The sequence below is a fragment of the Acidovorax sp. BLS4 genome (assembly GCF_032929295.1).
In the GTDB taxonomy this organism is placed as follows: Bacteria; Pseudomonadota; Gammaproteobacteria; order Burkholderiales; family Burkholderiaceae_C; genus Paracidovorax.
Genome location: NZ_CP136797.1, coordinates 177,535 through 195,834, shown reverse-complemented (window position 1 = coordinate 195,834; position 18,300 = coordinate 177,535). Strand labels below are relative to the sequence as shown.

Annotated in this window: 15 protein-coding genes and 1 pseudogene; 6 read left to right on the top strand and 10 right to left on the bottom strand. The window is 70.7% G+C overall.

Annotation, left to right across the window (positions count from 1 at the left end; all coding sequences use genetic code 11):
• Positions 1–412 precede the first annotated feature (412 nt).
• Together ychF and R1Z03_RS00865 are read right to left on the bottom strand one after the other, a co-directional pair.
• Positions 413–1,507 carry a redox-regulated ATPase YchF gene (ychF, locus tag R1Z03_RS00870; protein ID WP_272567328.1) on the bottom strand — a complete coding sequence of 365 codons (1,095 nt, stop codon included), beginning with the start codon at positions 1,505–1,507 and terminating at the stop codon, positions 413–415.
• Positions 1,508–1,608: 101 nt separating this feature from the next.
• On the bottom strand, positions 1,609–2,481 hold the full coding sequence (locus tag R1Z03_RS00865) for an MOSC N-terminal beta barrel domain-containing protein (RefSeq protein ID WP_317356141.1): 873 nt from the start codon (positions 2,479–2,481) through the stop codon (positions 1,609–1,611).
• Between the two features lie 96 nt (positions 2,482–2,577).
• Here R1Z03_RS00865 and R1Z03_RS00860 point away from each other — a divergent pair, with 96 nt between their 5' ends.
• From R1Z03_RS00860 to R1Z03_RS00845, 4 genes are all read left to right on the top strand, one after another.
• The gene (locus R1Z03_RS00860; protein WP_317356140.1) at positions 2,578–3,708 is read left to right on the top strand and encodes an FAD-dependent monooxygenase; all 1,131 of its coding nucleotides are present in this window, start codon (positions 2,578–2,580) and stop codon (positions 3,706–3,708) included.
• Between the two features lie 87 nt (positions 3,709–3,795).
• Positions 3,796–4,515, top strand: a complete 720-nt coding sequence (locus R1Z03_RS00855; RefSeq protein WP_284393166.1) for a DsbC family protein — start codon at positions 3,796–3,798, stop codon at positions 4,513–4,515.
• A 111-nt stretch (positions 4,516–4,626) separates the two neighbouring features.
• Complete coding sequence (locus R1Z03_RS00850) at positions 4,627–6,417, top strand: peptidase M61 (protein WP_317356139.1); 1,791 nt, start codon at positions 4,627–4,629, stop codon at positions 6,415–6,417.
• Between the two features lie 73 nt (positions 6,418–6,490).
• Positions 6,491–7,270 carry an enoyl-CoA hydratase gene (locus R1Z03_RS00845; protein ID WP_284393162.1) on the top strand — a complete coding sequence of 260 codons (780 nt, stop codon included), beginning with the start codon at positions 6,491–6,493 and terminating at the stop codon, positions 7,268–7,270.
• A 58-nt stretch (positions 7,271–7,328) separates the two neighbouring features.
• On the opposite strand, the gene R1Z03_RS00840 is transcribed toward R1Z03_RS00845, so the two are convergent.
• Positions 7,329–8,279, bottom strand: a complete 951-nt coding sequence (locus tag R1Z03_RS00840; RefSeq protein ID WP_317356138.1) for a LysR family transcriptional regulator — start codon at positions 8,277–8,279, stop codon at positions 7,329–7,331.
• A gap of 123 nt (positions 8,280–8,402) precedes the next feature.
• Here R1Z03_RS00840 and R1Z03_RS00835 point away from each other — a divergent pair.
• Both R1Z03_RS00835 and R1Z03_RS00830 read left to right on the top strand, forming a co-directional pair.
• Positions 8,403–9,299, top strand: a pseudogene (locus R1Z03_RS00835) (MBL fold metallo-hydrolase); the annotation flags it as partial.
• Complete coding sequence (locus tag R1Z03_RS00830; protein WP_317356137.1) at positions 9,293–10,024, top strand: DsbA family protein; 732 nt, start codon at positions 9,293–9,295, stop codon at positions 10,022–10,024. The pseudogene R1Z03_RS00835 and the gene R1Z03_RS00830, both read left to right, overlap by 7 nt.
• A gap of 31 nt (positions 10,025–10,055) precedes the next feature.
• On the opposite strand, the gene R1Z03_RS00825 is transcribed toward R1Z03_RS00830, so the two are convergent.
• The 7 genes from R1Z03_RS00825 to R1Z03_RS00795 form a co-directional block, all read right to left on the bottom strand.
• Positions 10,056–11,231 carry a peroxidase-related enzyme gene (locus tag R1Z03_RS00825; protein WP_317356136.1) on the bottom strand — a complete coding sequence of 392 codons (1,176 nt, stop codon included), beginning with the start codon at positions 11,229–11,231 and terminating at the stop codon, positions 10,056–10,058.
• 48 nt (positions 11,232–11,279) lie between these two features.
• Positions 11,280–12,602 carry an acyl-CoA thioesterase/bile acid-CoA:amino acid N-acyltransferase family protein gene (locus R1Z03_RS00820; RefSeq protein ID WP_317356135.1) on the bottom strand — a complete coding sequence of 441 codons (1,323 nt, stop codon included), beginning with the start codon at positions 12,600–12,602 and terminating at the stop codon, positions 11,280–11,282.
• 3 nt (positions 12,603–12,605) lie between these two features.
• A complete protein-coding gene (locus R1Z03_RS00815; protein WP_317356134.1) occupies positions 12,606–14,195 on the bottom strand; it encodes an ABC transporter substrate-binding protein in 1,590 nt (529 codons plus the stop codon).
• Positions 14,196–14,260: 65 nt separating this feature from the next.
• Positions 14,261–15,325 (bottom strand): ABC transporter ATP-binding protein, encoded by a 1,065-nt coding sequence (locus R1Z03_RS00810; RefSeq protein WP_317356133.1) that lies wholly within the window; start codon positions 15,323–15,325, stop codon positions 14,261–14,263.
• Positions 15,322–16,365, bottom strand: coding sequence for an ABC transporter ATP-binding protein (locus tag R1Z03_RS00805; RefSeq protein WP_317356132.1), 1,044 nt, complete (start codon positions 16,363–16,365; stop codon positions 15,322–15,324). The genes R1Z03_RS00810 and R1Z03_RS00805 overlap by 4 nt, the downstream gene beginning before the upstream one ends.
• The gene (locus tag R1Z03_RS00800) at positions 16,362–17,288 is read right to left on the bottom strand and encodes an ABC transporter permease (protein WP_272567310.1); all 927 of its coding nucleotides are present in this window, start codon (positions 17,286–17,288) and stop codon (positions 16,362–16,364) included. The genes R1Z03_RS00805 and R1Z03_RS00800 overlap by 4 nt, the downstream gene beginning before the upstream one ends.
• Positions 17,285–18,259, bottom strand: coding sequence for an ABC transporter permease (locus R1Z03_RS00795; protein ID WP_284426666.1), 975 nt, complete (start codon positions 18,257–18,259; stop codon positions 17,285–17,287). The genes R1Z03_RS00800 and R1Z03_RS00795 overlap by 4 nt, the downstream gene beginning before the upstream one ends.
• Positions 18,260–18,300 lie beyond the last annotated feature (41 nt).

Genomic DNA, 18,300 nt, shown 5'->3' with positions numbered 1-18,300 from the left:
GAGAGGACCTTGATAGTCTTGGGATGGGTCCATCTTGGACCGTTCGACACACGAGACGGGCCAGTCCATCAAAAGTGCTGGCGTTGCCATTCGCGCCAATCAGTCTAAAGCCGCCGTTCAGTCGAAAAGCATGGATCTGGCCGAGAGGCGCCGATTGAGAGAACCTGCCTCGCGGGCTTCAGATCAACGGGCCCGCCGAGCTGCATGGCTGGGATATGCGCAATGCATCTGCGGCCAGGCTCCATCCCAAAATCGCCGCTTCGCCGCTTTTGAGATCAAGGTATCGAGAGAGTGCAGGCCAGGGCCATCTCTTGGTCCTCAATAGACCGCACACCGCCAGACCAGCGTGCATTTTTTTAGGGTTTGCCGACGCCCGTGAACGTGGGCGAACCCTGAAAAAAGCGCTTCCTGTTTAGACGTTGAACAAGAAGTTCATCACGTCGCCATCCTTGACGACGTATTCCTTGCCTTCCGCGCGCATCTTGCCCGCGTCCTTGGCGCCCTGCTCGCCCTTGAAGGCGATGAAGTCCTCGAAGGCGATCGTTTGGGCACGGATGAAGCCGCGCTCGAAGTCGCCGTGGATCACGCCCGCGGCCTGCGGGGCGGTGTCGCCCACGTGGATGGTCCAGGCACGCACTTCCTTCACGCCGGCCGTGAAGTAGGTCTGCAGGCCCAGCAGGTTGAAGCCGGCGCGGATCAGGCGGTTCAGGCCGGGCTCGGCCTGGCCCATCTCGGCCAGGAACATGTCGCGGTCCTCGTCGCTCATCTCGGACATTTCCGCTTCCATCTTGGCGCAGATGGCCACGACGGGTGCGTTCTGCGCGGCGGCGTATTCCTTGAGGCGCTCCAGCAGCGGGTTGTTCTCGAAGCCGTCTTCGCTCACGTTGCCCACGAACATGGCGGGCTTGGCGGTGATGAGGCAGAAGGGCTTGAGCAGCGGGGCGTCTTCCTTGCTCAAGGGCACGGTGCGCGCGGGCTTGCCCTGGTCGAGCGCGGCCTGGATGGGCGTGAGCAGGGACACCAGCTTGGCGGCTTCCTTGTCGTTGCCCGACTTGGCGGCCTTGCTGTAGCGGTTGAGCGCCTTTTCCACCGTGGCGAGGTCGGCCAGGCACAGTTCGGTCTGGATGACCTCGATGTCGGAGATCGGGTCCACGCGGCCGGCCACGTGGATGACGTTGTCGTCCTCGAAGCAGCGCACCACGTTCACGATGGCGTCGGTCTCGCGGATGTGCGCGAGGAACTGGTTGCCCAGGCCTTCGCCCTGGCTGGCGCCGGCCACGAGGCCCGCGATGTCTACGAACTCGACGATGGCTGGCACGATGCGCTCGGGCGTGATGATGCCGGCGAGTTGCTGCAGGCGGGGATCGGGCACTTCCACCACGCCCGTGTTGGGCTCGATGGTGCAGAACGGATAGTTCTCGGCGGCGATGCCGGCCTTGGTCAGCGCGTTGAAGAGGGTGGACTTGCCCACATTGGGCAGGCCCACGATGCCGCATTTCAGGCTCATGGCAGGGCTTTCAGGTGTTCGGGAGACAAACCCGCGATTTTACGGGGTGGGCCCGGGGCCCTGGCGGCCGGGCGGATCCCGACCCTTTTCGAACGGGCGATTCAGTCGAAGCGCAGATCGGCCGCGACGGGCTGGCCCACGCGCAGCATGCGGCCCGCGCCTTCGCGCACGATGGCGTTCATGCCGAAGGTGACGGCGCCGCCCAGCCGGCGGTCGTGGCGGTAGGTGCGCATCATGTCGCCCACCTCGGGGCTGCTGGCGGCGGTGGCCGGGTCGATGTCCGGGATGGGGCAGCGCGCGCAGGGCTTGGTGGGCTGCAGGTGCACTTCCTCGCCCTCCCCGGTGCCGATGTAGAGCCGGTCGATGCGGTCCTCGTCGTGCGCGTGGAGTCCATCGACCACGATGTTGGGGCGAAAGCGCTCCATGCCCACGGCCGCGTGGCCGGCGGCCCGCAGCCGCTCGTTCAGCCCGTCCAGCGACGCCTGGCTGGCCAGCAGCAGCGGAAAGCCGTCGGAAAAGAGGTTGGGCACCTCCAGGCCGTCGGTCCACTTGGGGCTGGACAGCCGGCGGTGCTCGGGGTCGAACCGCACCATGCGGCAGGGCTGGCCCAGGAAGTCGGTGAACCACTGGGCGGCCAGCGGGCCCATGTCCCAGGCGGGCACGGTGTCGTCCCACAGCCGCACGGTGGCCGGGCCTTCCACCTGGTCGATCGCCACGTGCAGCGCCAGCATGCCGGGGGCGCGCAGCACCATTTCGTGCACCTTGAGCTGGGGCCGGACCAGGGCCATGCGCGGCAGCGTGCGCTGGGTGAGGAAGTGGCCGGCCGCGTCCACGACCATCCAGGCGCGGTCCAGGTCCAGCCCGGTGTCGGTGAGCAGCGCCTGCCGCACTTCGATGCCGGCGCAGGATTTGACGGGGTGGACGAACAGGCGCGCGATGGTGCCGGCAAGGTCGTGGTCGGGGCGGAAAGTCACGGGGAAAAAGCTCCAGGGGCGCGGGCGCGAAACCCATCGGTGAAAGCGGGATTGTGCCCGCCCGTGCCGCCTTGGCCGGCTCCTACAATGCCCGGCATGGCCCAAACCTTTGATGTATGTATCCGTGGCGCTGGCGTCGTGGGCCGCACCCTGGCCCTGTTGCTGGCCCGCGAACGGCTCCGCGTGGCCCTGGTCGGCACGCCCGCCCCTCCGGCGGCCGATGTGCGCGCCTATGCCTTGAACGCCGCCTCGCGCGGGCTGCTCGAATCGGTGCGCGGGTGGCCCGATGCCGCCCACGCCACCGCGGTGCGGCAAATGCAGGTGCATGGCGACCAGGGCGGCGAGGTGACGTTCGATGCCGAACGCCAGGGCACCGAAGCGCTGGCCTGGATCGTGGACGTGCCCGCGCTGGAGGCCCGCCTGGCCGATGCCCTGCGGTTCCAGCCCCAGGCCGAATGGGTGGACGCCCCGGTGCCCGCCGCGCTCACCGTGGTGTGCGAGGGCCGCGCCAGCCGCACGCGCGAGGAATTTGGCGTGGACTTCGCCACCATGCCGTATGGGCAGCACGCGGTCGCCACCCGGCTGCAATGCGAGCGGCCCCACGGCCAGGTGGCGCGGCAGTGGTTCCTGCCCGACGGCATCCTGGCCTTTCTGCCGCTGGACGGCGCCGCGGGGAACTCCGTCGCGGTCGTCTGGTCAGTCTCGCAGGACCGGGCGCAGCGCCTGGCGGCCCTGAACCCCGCCGAATTCGAGCAACAGATCCAGCAAGCCAGCCAGAACACGCTGGGCACCCTGCAGTTGAGCGCGGACCGCACGGCCTGGCCGCTGCAGCAGGCCCGCGCGGACCGCTGGTGCGGCCCCATGGCGGCGCCGGGCCAACCAGGCGCCGCGCGCAGCTGGGCGCTGGCGGGCGATGCGGCGCACAACGTGCATCCGCTGGCCGGCCAGGGCCTGAACCTGGGGCTGGGCGATGCGCAGGCGCTGGCCCGCGTGCTGAACGGGCGCGATTACTGGCGCGGCGTGGGCGACCTGCGGCTGCTGCGCCAGTACGAGCGCGAGCGCAAGGCGGCCCTGCTGCCGATGGGCTGGACGATGGACGGGCTGCAGCAGCTTTTCTCGCGCAGCGAGGGGCCTTTGATGGCGCTGCGCAACTGGGGCATGAAGGGCTTCGAGCGCAGCGGCCCGCTCAAGGATTGGGTGACGCGCCAGGCCATGGGCCTGCGCTGACGGGATGGACCGAAGGGCCGCAAGGCGGGCCGCTGGCGAGCGCCGCGGCGCATTGATGAACAACGAGTTGAAGAACGAAAGAATCGCATGAAACTGATCTCCTCCCTGCTGGCCGGCGCCGCGCTCACCCTGTCCCTCGGCGCGTTCGCCCAGGAAACGGTCATTCGCAAGGCCCTGTCCGACCGCATTCCGCAGCTGGAGAAGATCGACGAGGTGCGCAGCACGCCCATGCAGGGCCTGTACGAGGTGCGCATCGGCACCGACCTGTTCTACACCGATGCCAAGGGCAACTACCTGATCCAGGGCGAGCTGATCGACACCAAGGCCCGGCGCAACCTGACTGAAGACCGCATCAACAAGCTCACCGCGGTGGACTTCGACGCGCTGCCCTTCAAGGATGCCTTCACCATCGTGCGCGGCAACGGCAAGCGCAAGATCGCGGTGTTCGAAGACCCCAACTGCGGCTACTGCAAGCGCTTCGAGAAGGACCTGCAGAACGTGGACAACGTCACGGTGTACATGTTCCTGTACCCCATCCTGAGCCCCGATTCGGCCGAGAAGTCCCGCAACATCTGGTGCGCCAAGGACCGCGTGGTGGCCTGGCAGGACCAGATGGTGCGCGACAAGCCGGCACCCGCCGCCAGCTGCGACACCGCGGCCGTGCAGCGCAACCTGGCCTTCGGCAAGAAGCACAAGATCACCGGCACGCCGACGATCATCTTCGCCGACGGCTCCCGCGTGCCGGGTGCGATCAACGCGCAGGAAGTCGAAAAGCGCATGGCCGACGCCGGCGGCTCCGGCAATTGAGCCCCGGCGTGCGCGGCGGCTGCCGCGGCGCACGCTCCTGACCGCCGGGCGGCGCGGACCACTCCCTGCGCCGGCCCGGGCCTTCCCCGACCCTTCAGCGCCGCACGCACCATGTCCGCCCTTCGCCACGCCCACCCCGCCGTCCACTACCGCGTCGAGCCCGCGCAACTGCACGCCCACCTGTTCAGCGTGACGCTGACGGTGGCCAGGCCCGCGGCCCGGCAGGCGCTGTCGCTGCCCGTCTGGATTCCCGGCAGCTACTTGGTGCGCGAATTCGCCAAGAACCTGCAGAACCTGCGCGCGCAGCAGGACGGCAAGGACGTGCCCCTCGCCCAGATGGACAAGTGCCGCTGGGAGGTGCAGTGCCGCAACGACCACCCGCTGGTGCTCACGTATGAAGTCTGCGCCTACGACACCTCGGTGCGCACCGCCTTTCTGGATGCCACGCGTGGCTTCTTCAACGGCACCAGCCTGTGCCTGCGCGTGCACGGCCAGGAGGCCGCGCGACACGACCTGGAAATCGTGAGCACGCCCGCCGTGGCGCGCTGGTCCGTCGCCACCGGGCTCGCCGCCGAGAAGACCACGCGCGCCGGCTTCGGCACCTACCGCGCCGAGCACTACGACGAACTGGTGGACTGCCCCGTGGAGATGGGCCCGTTCTGGAGCATCCGCTTCACGGCCTGCGGCGTGCCGCACCGGCTGGTGATCGCAGGCGCCGCGCCTTCGTTCGACGGCAACCGCATCGTGGCCGACGTGCGCCGCATCTGCGAGGCCGGCATCCGCTTCTGGCACGGCAGCGGCAAGCCGCCCTACCAGAACTACCTGTTCCTGCTGAACGTGGTGGACGACGGCTACGGGGGCCTGGAGCACCGCAACTCCACCGCGCTGATCTGCGGGCGGCGCGACCTGCCGCGCATCGGCCAGGCACGCGCGCCCGAGGGCTACAACACGCTGCTCGGGCTGGTGAGCCACGAGCACTTCCACACCTGGAACGTCAAGCGCCTGCGCCCGGCGGAGTTCGCCCAGTACGACTACACCCAGGAGAACTACACGCGCCTGCTGTGGTTCTTCGAGGGTTTCACGAGCTACTACGACGACCTGCTGCTGCGCCGCGCGGGCCTGATCGACAACGCCACCTACCTGCGCCTGCTCGCCAAGACCGTCAACCAGGTGCTGCAGACGCCCGGCCGCAAGGTGCAGTCGGTGGCGCAGGCCAGCTTCGACGCCTGGGTCAAGTACTACCGCCAGGACGAGAACACGCCCAACAGCACGGTGAGCTACTACACCAAGGGCTCGCTGGTGGCGCTGTGCCTAGACCTCGCGCTGCGCCGCGAAGGCCAGGCCACGCTGGACGACGTGATGCGAGCCCTGTGGGAGCGCTGCGCCGCCGGCCCCATGTCCGAATCCGACCTGCTCGACGCGATCCAGGCGCTGGCGGGCCGCTCGTTCGCCACCGAGATCGCGCAGTGGGTGCACGGCACCGACGACCTGCCCCTGGCCGAGCTGCTGGCGGCCAACGGCGTGACGCTGCAGGGCGAGCCGGCGCAGCTGGCCCAGCGCCTGGGCGTGCGGGTGGCGGAGGGCCAGGGCCTGCAGATCAAGGTGGTGCTGCGCGGCGGCCTGGCAGAGCAGGCGGGCTTCGCGGCCGGCGACGAATGGCTGGGGATCGAGGTGCAGGGCGAGGCCTGGCGCGTGCAGCGGCTGGACGACGTGCCGCTCTACGCTGGCGTGGAGCCCCGCGTGACGGCGCTGGTGGCGCGGGACCGGCGGCTGCTGGAGCTGCCGCTGGAACTGCCCTCGACGGCCCATGCGGGCGCCGAGGCCGAGGTCGACACCATCGGCCTGTCGGTGGCCGATGCGGCCCTGGCCAACCGCTGGCTGGACGGCGGCGCGGGCCAATAGAGAAAGCTTGCAGAGGCTTTCCGGAGCCCCTTGGGTATAGTCTGCCGATCACAACGAGCAACGGAGATACCCCTTGGCCTACGAAGTCATCGAGGTCCGCATCGAGGCGGACAAGGTCGGCGTCATCACGCTGAACCGGCCCAAGCAATTGAACGCGCTGAACGACCAGCTCATGAACGAGCTGGGCGAGGCGCTGCAGGCCTTCGACGCCGACGAGAAGATCGGCTGCGTCATCGTCACCGGCAGCGAAAAGGCCTTCGCCGCGGGCGCGGACATCGGCGCCATGGCGCAGTACAGCTTCGCCGATGCGTACAAGGGCGACTACATCACGCGCAACTGGGAGCGCATCCGCTCCATCCGCAAGCCGGTGATCGCCGCGGTGAGCGGCTTCGCCCTGGGCGGCGGCTGCGAGCTGGCCATGATGTGCGACTTCATCATCGCGGCCGACAACGCCAGGTTCGGCCAGCCCGAGATCAAGCTGGGCGTCATCCCCGGGGCCGGCGGCACGCAGCGCCTGCCGCGCGCGGTGGGCAAGTCCAAGGCCATGGACATGGCCCTCACCGGCCGCATGATGGATGCCGCCGAGGCCGAGCGCGCCGGGCTGGTCAGCCGCGTCGTGCCCTTCGCCCAGCTGATGGACGAGGCCCTGGGCGCCGCGCTGCAGATCAGCGACTTCTCGCAGATCGCCGTGATGGCGGCCAAGGAGTCGGTCAACCGCGCGTTCGAGAGCGGGCTGTCGGACGGCGTGATGTTCGAGCGCCGCCTGTTCCACGCGCTGTTCGCCACCAGCGACCAGAAGGAAGGCATGGACGCCTTCGTGAACAAGCGCAAGGCGACCTTCACCCACCAGTGAGGCGCCATACCGCGCGGCCCCTGCCAAGGGGCTGAGGCACCGCCCCCCGCCGCTGCCTTCAGCGGCTTTTTTTCGCCCGCGCCGGCGCCTTGGCGGCCGGCACCGGCAGCCCGGCCTGCCAGTGCGCCGGATCGGCGAAGCGCTCCACCAGGAAGTCCAGCAGCGCGCGCAACGCCGGCGGCACCTGCCGGCGGGAGGCGTACACGCCGTGCACTCCCAGCGTGCGCGGCGCATGGGCCGGCAGCAGCGCCGTGAGCCGCCCCTGCGCGATCAGCGGCGCGGCGGCGTAGACCGGCTGCAGCGTCACGCCCGCGCCGTGCAGCGCGGCGGCCAGCAGCACCTGCGATTCGTTGGCGCTCAGGTTGCCGCCCACCGGCACCGCGATGCGCTCGCCCCGGTGCGTGAACTCCCACAGGCTGCGCCCGAAGTACGAATACGTGAGGCAGTTGTGCGTCGCCAGGTCCTGCGCGCGGCGCGGCGTGCCGTGGGCGGCCAGGTAGGCGGGCGCGGCGCACACCACCGATGCGCATTCGCCCAGCGTGCGGGCGATGAGGTTGGGGTCCAGGTCGTTGCTGATGCGCACCGCCAGGTCGATGCGCTCCTGCACGAGGTTGACCGGCCGGGAATCGATGTGCAGGTCGATGGCCACCAGCGGATGGCGGCGCAGGAACTCGGCCACCGCGGGCGACAGCACCTCCTGCGCGAGCGACTGCGAACTGGCGATGCGCAGCAGGCCGCGCGGCACCTCGGCCCCCTCGCCCACCGGCACCGCCATCTCGGCGGCCAGCTCCAGCATGCGCCGGCAGCGCGCCAGGGCCTGCTCGCCGGCCGCCGTGAGGCCCAGGCGGCGCGTGGTGCGGTGCAGGAGGCGGGCGCCGGCCCAGGCCTCCATCTGCGCGAGGTAGCGCGTGACCATGGCGCGCGACATGTCCAGCGATTCGGCGGCGGCGGTCATGCTGCCGCGCTCGGCGATGCGCACGAAGACGTCGGCGGCGGTGAGGCGGTCCATATTCGATCGATCGATGCAACAAAGCTTTGCATGGTAGGGGGTTTTTCGGCCGATCCAGGCAACCTACGATCCAGCCCATTCCTTATTTCCTTTATCCAAACCCTCGCTGACCAGGAGCCCGCCATGTCCCGCACCCCCCGATTCCTTCGCACCCTGATCGCCGGCGCCGCCAGCCTCGGCTTCGCCGCCGTGGCGCTGGCCGCCGGCCCGCTGCAGCTGCAGGTGTACAACCCCGGCACCAAGAGCCTGTTCCCCGTGTCGTCGGAGCTGATCACGGGCGAGACCGAAGCCGTGCTGATCGACGCGCAATTCCAGCGCGACGACGCCCAGGCGCTGGTGGAGAAAATCCGCGCCAGCGGCAAGAAGCTGACCACGGTGTACATCAGCCACAAGGACCCCGATTTCTACTTCGGCCTGGACGTCATCCAAGCCGCCTTCCCCGCGGCCCGCATCGTCGCCACGCCGCAGACGGTGGCCGGCATCCAGGCCTCCAAGGATGGCAAGCTCGCCCACTGGGGCCCCATCCTCAAGGGCAACGCGCCCCAAGCCCTGGTGGTGCCCGAGCCGCTGCAGGGCGACACCATCACGCTGGAAGGCCAGGCCATCCAGGTGGTCGGCCTGAACGGCCCGACGCCCGGCCGCACGGTGGTGTGGATTCCTTCGCTGAAGGCCGTGGTGGGCGGCGTGCCGGTGGCCGCCAACATCCACGTCTGGATGGCCGACACGCAGACGCCCGAATCGCGCCGCGACTGGCTCGCCACGCTCGACCAGATCGACGCGCTGCAGCCGGAGGTCGTGGTACCGGGCCACTTCGTGCCGGACGCCAGCGGCCGGGAGCCGCGCAGCACGGCCTCGGTGGCATTCACCCGCGGCTACGTGAAGGCCTTCGAGGAAGAAGCCGCCCGCGCCAAGGACTCGGCCGCGCTGGTCGCCGCCATGAAGAAGCGCTATCCGCAGCTGGGCGAATCGTCGTCGCTGGAGCTGGGCGCCAAGGTCATCAAGGGCGAAATGAAATGGCCGCAGTGAACGCCGCCGCACCGTCTGCGGTGCTGCACTACGTCTTCGACCCGCTGTGCGGCTGGTGCTACGCCGCCGCGCCGCTGGTGCAAGCCGCGCGGCAGGTGCCGGGCCTGGCGATCGCGCTGCACGACGGCGGCATGCTGGCCGGCCCCAACCGCATCGCCATCACACCCCGGTGGCGCGACCACGTGGTGCCGCACGACCGGCGCATCGCCCAGCTCACCGGCCAGCCCTTCGGCGAGGCGTACTTCGAAGGCCTGCTGCGCGACCCGACGGCGGTGATGGATTCGGAACCACCGACCACCGCCATCCTGGCCGCCCAGGCCCTGGGCCAGCGCGGGCTGGACATGGCGCACCGCATCCAGCAGGCGCACTATGTGCAAGGCCGCCGCGTGGCGGACACCGCGGTGCTGCAGGATCTGGCGGCCGAACTGGGCCTGGACGCCGAGGCGTTCCGCGCCGCCTTCGCGCAGTGGCAAGGCGCACCCACGCAGGCACACTTCGCGGAAAGCCGCCAGTGGCTGGCCCGCGCGGGCGGCCAGGGTTTTCCCACCCTGGCGCTGGAGCAGCCCGGCGCGCCGCTGCAGACGCTGGACATCGGCCCCTGGCTCGGCCAGCCCGAGGCCTGGAAGACCGTGCTGCGCCAGCACTTGGAGGCCGGGCGGGCCGCCATCGCGCCGGCCGGCAGTGCCCTGGCCTGTGGCCCGGACGGCTGCGCGATCTGATGGCGGGCGGGCATTCCCTGCCCTGCGTTTTTCAGCCGGGGAACACCGGTTCGCCCAGGTTGAGCATCAGCCGGTTGGCCCAGGCGAAGATCGCCACGGCGTGCACGGCGTCGAGGATTTCCAGGTCCGACAGGCCGGCCGCGCGCAGCGGCCGCACCTGGTCCGCACCGAACGCGCCGGGCGCGCGCGTGAGGTCGATGCTGGCCTGCACGATGGCCTGCTCGCGCGCGGTGGTGCCCGCGCCCTGCGGCTCGGTGAACACCTGCACGATCACGTCGTTGCGCTTGGCCAGCTGCTCGAACCGCTGCGCATGCACCGAGGCGCAGTACACGCAGCCGTTCACGCGCGAGACCACGGCACTGGCGAGTTCGCGCTCGGCGCGCGACAGGCCGCCGGGCGCGTACATGATCGCGTTGAACACGATCGACCGCTCCTCCAGGATGCGCGGCTGGTGCACCAGCACGCGGTAGTAGTCGCTGGTCTTGGCCTTGGGGTGGCTGGCCTCGAGCACCGCCAGTTGCGCGGGCGAGGCCTGCGCCAGGTCCAGCACGGGCAGCCAGGCTTTCCACTCCAGCGTCTCGCTGGTGTAGCCGTTCACGCGCACGGGCTCGCCGGGCTTCGGGAGATTGGCCGGGTGCACGAACGGCGCGGCGGCCGGGGCCGGCTCGCCAGCAGCGGCGGCGGGCGAAGCCGCCGGCGTGCCGAGCGCCGCCAGGGCCTGCAGCCCCGCCACCACGCGCACCTGGTAGGCCACGAAGGCGATGAGCTGCGCCAGCGCCACCACGGCGGGCGTGGACAGGCCGGCGGCGGGCAGCTGCAGCAGCGCCTCGCGGTCGCCCTCCACCGGCCGCGCGGCCAGCAGGTCGGCAAAGCGCAGGATGGCCTGCAGGCGCGGGTCCTGCACTGGCGAATCGCCCGGGTCCAGGGCCGCGCGCTGCGCGGGAGTGAGGTCGGCCAGGCCCTGCAGCCGCGCCGTGTAGTGCGCCGCCACCGGTGCGCTGCCGGCCTGGGTGGCGATGGCCCGCGCCGCCAGCAGGCGCTCGGCCAGGGAGAGGCCCTCCAGCGCGGGATCGAACAGGCTGTCGTAGCTGCCCTGGGTGGCGGCGACCACCTTGTCGCGCTGGTGGCGCACGGCGTGCACGGGGTCGCCTGCGGTCAGCGGCACCAGGGTGTCCACCAGGTCGGGGGAAAGGGATGCATCGGTCATGGTCGGCTCCGGTGGGGCGGCCCGTCGGCCGCCAGGAATATCAGTGTTTTAGGGCTGCAGCACAGATTCTTCTAGGGCAGCTTGCTTCAAAAACGATAGCACCTGCCGCCACGAGTGTTCGTCGGCCCAGGCGTTGGGCGCGGGCGCGCCGCCGCCGGTGCTGAGCCGGCCCGAGACCGGGTGGGCGTACACGGTCTGCGTGGTGGGCAGGTAGGGAAACAAAATCGAATGCCCCGCGCCCGCGTAGTCGTACTGGGCCACCGGGTGCGGGTGCGCATGGGCCTTCAGCCGCTCCACGACCATGCGGCCGTAGCGCGACGAGGGCCAGGAGCCGTCGTCCTCGGCGGTCAGCAGCAGCACCGGGCCGCGGATGCGCTCCACGCGGATGCGGGCGCGCTCCACGGCCTCCTCGTCCTGCAGCGCGGTGAGCAGCGCGTTGGCATGGCGGCGCGGCTCGGGTCCCTCGTCCCACGGCGCCCAGGTGGCCGTGCGGTTGTTCTCCCACAGGTGCGGCAGCGGCTGGCCGCGGAAGATCCACGCCGGGCCGTTGCGGCTGTCGGGGCCGTTGGCGGGGTTGCAAGCGTTCTGCGCGCTGTGCACCACCGCGCCCGGCACGTAGCCGATGACGGCCGAGACCTGCTCAGGGAACAGCGTGCCCAGCAGCAGCACCAGCTCGCCGCCGCGCGACTGCCCACTCAGCGCGACGAAGCCGCCGCGCGGGCGCACCGTGCGGTGCAGCCAGGCGAGCGCGGTCTCGAAGTATTCGAGGTGCGTGTCCGAGATGTGGTCGGGCCGCCCCGGCGACTGGAAGTAGCCCAGCGCCAGCGCCGCGTAGCCGTGCGAGGCGTACAGCGCGGCGCGCGGCTCGTTGATGCCCCCGCCCGAGCCGTTGAGCACCAGCACCGCCGGGTGCGGTCCCGGGCCCGGCGGCAGGAACAGCGTGCCCGACAGGCCCTCGTCGCGCACGTCGCGCCGCACCACGCCGGGGCCGACCAGGTGCTGCACGAAGCGGCCCGGGAGCGGCGCCCCGCCCGGCGCGCCACGCTCCAGGGTGACCTCGGTGGCCAGCGGCGCGGCCGGGGTGCTGGCGAACAGCGCGCGCGGCGCCTGCCCGCCGTCGGGCACCTGCGACCACACCAGGCCCATGGGCGACACGCCGGCGTAGCTGCCCGACCGCGGCGCGTCGCGCGACAGGTCCACCCTGCCCTGGGCATCGGCCTCGAAGACGGCCTCGGCGCGCCAGGCGACGCCCGGGCCGCGCAGGGTGTGGCTGCGCAGCGTGACGGTCTCGCCCGGCACGAGTCCGCTGGCCACGATGTGGCGCGGCACGTCGATCAGCGCGTCGGCGGGGGTGATGGTGAGCGCGGCCACGCCTTACTTGCCCACGCGGGTGACTTGCAGGGCGGTGGTGCGGTCGCTCAGGATCGGCTCGACCTTCAGCCCCTTCTTGGCCGCCCAGATGTTCTGGTAGTGGAACAGCGGGATCTGGCCCACGTCGTCGGTGACCAGCTTGGCGGCATGGCGGAACACGGCCTCGCGGCGGCGCGCGTCGAACTCCACCGTGGCGGCGTCGAGCGCCTTGTCCACCGCTTCGTTGCTGTAGCGGCCCCAGTTGTTGGCGCCCCGGCCGCGCTGGGCGTCGGTGGTGGCGAGCGACTGCAGCAGGCCGTAGCCGGCCTCGCCCGTGCCGTTGCCCCAGGCGATCACGCTGACGGCGAAGTCGTTCTTGTTGGCACGGCTGGCGTACGAGGCCCAGGGCAGCACCTCCACCTTGGTCTTCACGCCCGCGCGGCTCCAGAACTGGGCCACGGCCTGCACGGTTTCGGGGGCCTGCGGGTAGCGGTCGCCGGGCACGTGGATGGTGATCTGGAAGCCCTGCGGAAAGCCGGCCTCGGCCAGCAGCTTTTTGGCCTGCTCCACGTTGTAGGGAATGTCCTTGACCTCGGGGTTGTAGCCGAAGCTGCCCTTGGGCATCCACTGGTTGGCTTCGGTCACCGTGCCCTGCAGCACGCGGTCCACGATGGCCTTGCGGTTGATGGCCAGCGACAGCGCCTGGCGCACGCGCACGTCCCGCAACGGATTCTGCGCGAGCGGCTTGCCCGCGTTGTCGGTGACGAACTCGTTGGCGCCGGCCTTGAAGCTGGGCTGCAGCAGCAGCGCGCGCAGGCCGGGGTAGGTGTACACGCTCACGCTGGGCGTCTTGCGCAGCTTCTCCACGTCGGTCACGGCGACCTTGTCGATCACGTCCACATCGCCCGCCAGCAGCGCGGCGGTGCGTGCCGCGCCGTTGTTGATGTAGCGGTAGTTCACCTTCTCCCACAGCGGCTTGGTGCCGTAGTAGCTCGCGCTGCGCTCGAACACCGTGCGGTCGCCCGGCACGTAGGAGATGAATTTGTACGGCCCCGTGCCCACGACGGCGCGGCCGGCGTTGTAGTCCTCGGTCTTGGATTTTTCGCCCACGTGCTTGCTCACGATGTAGATCGAGGCGATCTCCAGCGGCAGCATGGGGTTGGGCGTGTTGGTCTTGACGATGACGGTGTGCGCGTCCTTGGCCGTGGTCGATTCGACCGTGCGCAGCGCGCCCGCATAGGACGCCACGCTGCCGGGCACGTTGCGCGCGCGCTGGAACGAGAACACGATGTCGTCGGCGGTGAAGGGCGTGCCGTCCTGCCACTTCACGTCGGTGCGCAGCTTGAACTCCCAGGTCTTGTCGTCCAGCGTCTTCCAGCTGGCGGCCAGGCCCGGCTCCAGCTTGCCGCCGTCGCGCGAGTTGACCAGCGAGTCCCAGAAATGCAGCGCCAGCGAGCGGTCGCCCGCGTGGTTGTTGAGCTGCGGATCGACCGACGACACCGGGTCGGCGAAGCCGATGGACAGCGTGTTGCCGTTCTGCGCGAGCGCGCCGGTGGCACCGGTAGCGGCGAGCAGCGCGGCGGCGGCCAGGGTGGCGAGGCGGAAGGAAGTCATGGCGGGCCTTTCAGGAAAAAACGAACGGGATACGGCGGGGGCAACGGGCGTTGGACGGTGAGCGCTCAGCCGTCGTTGAGGTGGCAGGCGCTCTCGTGCCGCACGGCGATGCCGCGCAGCCGCGGCACCTCGGTGGCGCAGCGCGGCATGGCGTGCGGGCACCGGGGATGGAAATGGCAGCCAGAGGGCGGCGAAATGGGGCTGGGGATCTCGCCGCGGATGGACGAAAAGCGCGTGCGCCGCGCGGCCACGCTCGGGATCTCGGCCAGCAGCGCCTGCGTGTAGGGGTGGTTGGGCCGGGCGAAGAGTTCCTCGACGGGCGCGCTCTCGACCACGCGGCCCAGGTACATCACCACCACGCGGTCGCACACGTGTTCCACCACGCCCAGGTCGTGGCTGATGAACAGGTAGGTCAGGCCCAGCTGGTCGCGCAGGTCCATGAACAGGTTGAGGATCTGCGCCTGGATCGACACGTCCAGCGCCGCCACGGCCTCGTCGCACACCAGCAGGCCCGGCTGCACCGCCAGCGCGCGGGCGATGCCGATGCGCTGGCGCTGGCCGCCGCTGAATTGGTGCGGGTAGCGGTGGCGCAGCGCCGGGTCCAGCCCCGCGCGGCGCAACTGGGCGCTCACGTAGTCATCGAGCCCGGCGGCATCGGTCAGGCCGTGCAGCAGCGCCGCCTCGCCCACGATGCGCGAGACACGCAGGCGCGGGTTCAGGCTGGCGAACGGGTCTTGGAACACCATCTGCGTGCGCAGCCGCGCGGCCAGCCGGTCGCGGCCGTTCAATGCTTCGAGCGGGCGCCCGTCCACCCGCACCTCGCCCTCGGTGGCCGGCAGCAGCCCGGCGGCGATGCGGCCCAGCGTGGACTTGCCGCAGCCCGACTCGCCCACCAGGCCCACGACCTCGCCCGCGTGCACCGCCAGGTCCACGCCGTCGACCGCGTGGGTGACGACCGGCGCTTTGGAAAGGTCCAGGCGCCGCAGCGCCCGGCCCACGGGGCCCGGCGGCGGCTGCTGGCCGAAGCGCTTGGCCACGCCGCGCAGCTCCACCAGCGGCGGGGCGGCGGCCGTGGCCGGGTTGGCGCCGCCAGGGCCTGGCGGCGAAAGAACGTCGCGAACCTCGCTCATGCCGCGCCCTCCGAAGCACCGGGATGGAAGCACCGCACCGCGTGCGCCGGGGCCTGGGCGCGCGGGTGCGTGATGGCCGGTGATACGCCGCAGGCGGCGCTGGCGCGTGGGCAGCGCGGCGCGAAGGCGCAGCCCGGCGGCATGTGCAGCAGCGACGGCGCCATGCCGGGAATCTGCCGCAGCCGCTCGCCGCGCCGGTTGGCGCTGGGCAGGCTGCCGATCAGGCCCTGGGTGTAGGGGTGCTGCGGGTGGTCGAGCACGTCGTCCACCGTGCCGTGCTCCACGATGCGCCCGGCATACATCACGGCGATCTCGTCGGCCAGGCCGGCCACCACCGACAGGTCGTGGCTGATCCAGATCAGCGAGGTGCCGCGCTCGCGCACCAGCTTTTGCACCTCGGACAGGATCTGCGCCTGGATGGTCACGTCCAGCGCCGTGGTCGGCTCGTCGGCGATGACGAGGTCGGGCCCGTGCAGCAACGCGATGGCGATCGCCACGCGCTGGCGCATGCCGCCCGACAGCTGGTGCGGGTAGGCGCGCAGCCGGTCGTCGGGGCTGGGAATGCCCATCAGCGCCAGCGTGTCGCGCGACAGGGCGCGGGCCTCGGCGGTGGTGGCGCGGCGGTGCGCCTTGACGGCCTCGATCATCTGCGTGTCCACGCGCAGCACCGGGTTGAGCGTGGCCATCGGGTCCTGGAAGATCATGGCGATGCGGTTGCCCTGCAGCGCGCGCCGCTCGGCAGCCGGCAGCGTGGTGAGGTCGCGGCCCTGGAACAGCACTTGCCCGCCCTCCACGCGGCCGGGCGGATCGACCAGCCCCATGATCGAAAAGCCGGTGACGGATTTGCCCGAGCCCGACTCGCCCACCAGCCCCAGCACCTTGCCGCGCCCGAGCGTGAACGACACGCCGTCCACCACCGGAAGCACGCCGGCGCGGGTGTGAAAGCGCGTGCGCAGATCGCGCACCTCCAGCGTGGGAACGCCGGCGGGCACGGCTGCGGCGGACGCCGGGATCGGGGAAGACGATGCGGTGCCCATCATTTCTGCAGCCTCGGGTTGAGCACGTCGCGCAACTGGTCGCCCACGAGGTTGATCGCGACGATGGTGAACAGCAGCGCCAGGCCGGGAAAGAAGCTGATCCAGTATTCGTTGGACAGCAAGTACTGGTAGCCGTTGGAGATCAGGAGGCCCAGCGAGGGCTCGGTGATCGGCACGCCCAGGCCCAGGAACGACAGCGTGGCCTCCAGCGTGATGGCGCGCGCCACCTGCAGCGCGCCGATCACCAAGAGCGGCGGCAGGCAGTTGGGCAGGATGTGCCCGGTGACGATGCGCCAGCCGGGAATGCCCTGGCCGCGCGCGGCCTCCACGTATTCGCGGCGCGCCTCCACCAGCGCCTGGCCGCGCGCCGTGCGGGCGTAGTAGGCCCACTCCAGCAGCACCAGCGTGAGCACCACGTTGCCCACGCCCTTGCCCACGTAGGCCAGGATCATCAGCGCCATGAGGATGGTCGGAAACGACAGCAGCAGGTCCACCACGCGCATCAGCAGCGCATCGACCTTGCCGCCCGCGTAGGCCGCGAGCAGCCCCACCAGCGTGCCGATCACCGCCGCCACCACGGCCGAGCCCACGCCCACCAGCAGGCTGATGCGCAGGCCGTACACGATGGCCGAGTACAGGTCGCGCCCCTGCCCGTCCGTGCCCAGCCAGTAGGTGAACGTGCCCTCGGCGTTGGCCGCGCCGGGCTTCAGGCGCGCGTCCAGCACATCGAGCTGCATCAGGTCGTAGGGGTTCTGCGGCGTGATCCAGGGCGCGGCCAGCGCCGCGATCACCACCAGCGCCAGCACGGCCAGCGCGGCGGCCGCGGTGCGCGAGCGCAGAAAGTCCGCCGCCACGCGGTACCAGATCGACCGGTCGTCGAAGCCCCGCGCCACGGGAGCGTCGGGCGAAACCACAGGCTGCGTCATGCCGCGCCCTCCACCCGGGCGCGCGGGTCCAGCAGGCGGTAGAGCACGTCCACCACCAGGTTGAGCGTGACGAAGATCACGACCACCACCATCAGGTAGGCCACCACCACGGGGCGGTCCAGGCTGTTGATGCTGTCCAGGATCAGCTTGCCCGCACCGGGCCACGCGAAGATGCTCTCCGTCACCACCGCATAGGCGATGGTCGAGCCCAGCTCCAGGCCCAGCACCGTGACCAGCGGGATCAGCGTGTTGCGCAGCACGTGCATGCACATCACCCGCGCGGGCGACAGGCCCTTGGCGCGCGCGAACTTCACGAAGTCCTGCGGCAGCACCTCGCGCACGCCGGCCCGCGTGAGCCGCAGCACCAGCGAGATCTTGAACAGCGCCAGGTTGAACGCCGGCAGCGCCAGGTGCTGCAGGCCATCGAGCGTGAGGAACGACCACGGCACGCCGAACAGCTCGCGCGTGGCGCCGCGGCCGCTGGCGGGCATCCACCCCAGCTGCACGCTGAACACCATGATGAGCATCAGCGCCACCCAGAACGCCGGCAGCGAAAAGCCCGCGATGCTGACCGCCATGAGCGCCTTGGACACCGCGCTGTCCGGCCGCATGCCGGCATAAAGCCCCAGCGGCACGCCCAGCACCACCGCCAGCACCAGCGCGGCCAGGGCCAGCTCCAGCGTGGCGGGCAGGCGCTGCAGGATCAGGCGCACGGCGTCTTCCTGGTACACGAAGCTCTTGCCCAGGCTGCCGTGCAGCGCGCCGTCGATGAAGGCCAGGTACTGGCGCCACAGCGGCTGGTCGAGCCCCAGCCGCGCGATGGCGGCCAGGCGCTCCTGCTGGTTCATGTCGTCGCCGATCAGGATGTCCACCGGGTTGCCGATGGCGTGCAGGCCCACGAAGACGATCACCGTCATGGCCAGCACCACCAGCAGCGCCTGGCCCAGGCGGCGCAGCAGCCAGCCGGTCATGGCCGCGGGGCCGCGGGCGGCCGCGAGCGCTTCAAGGCAAA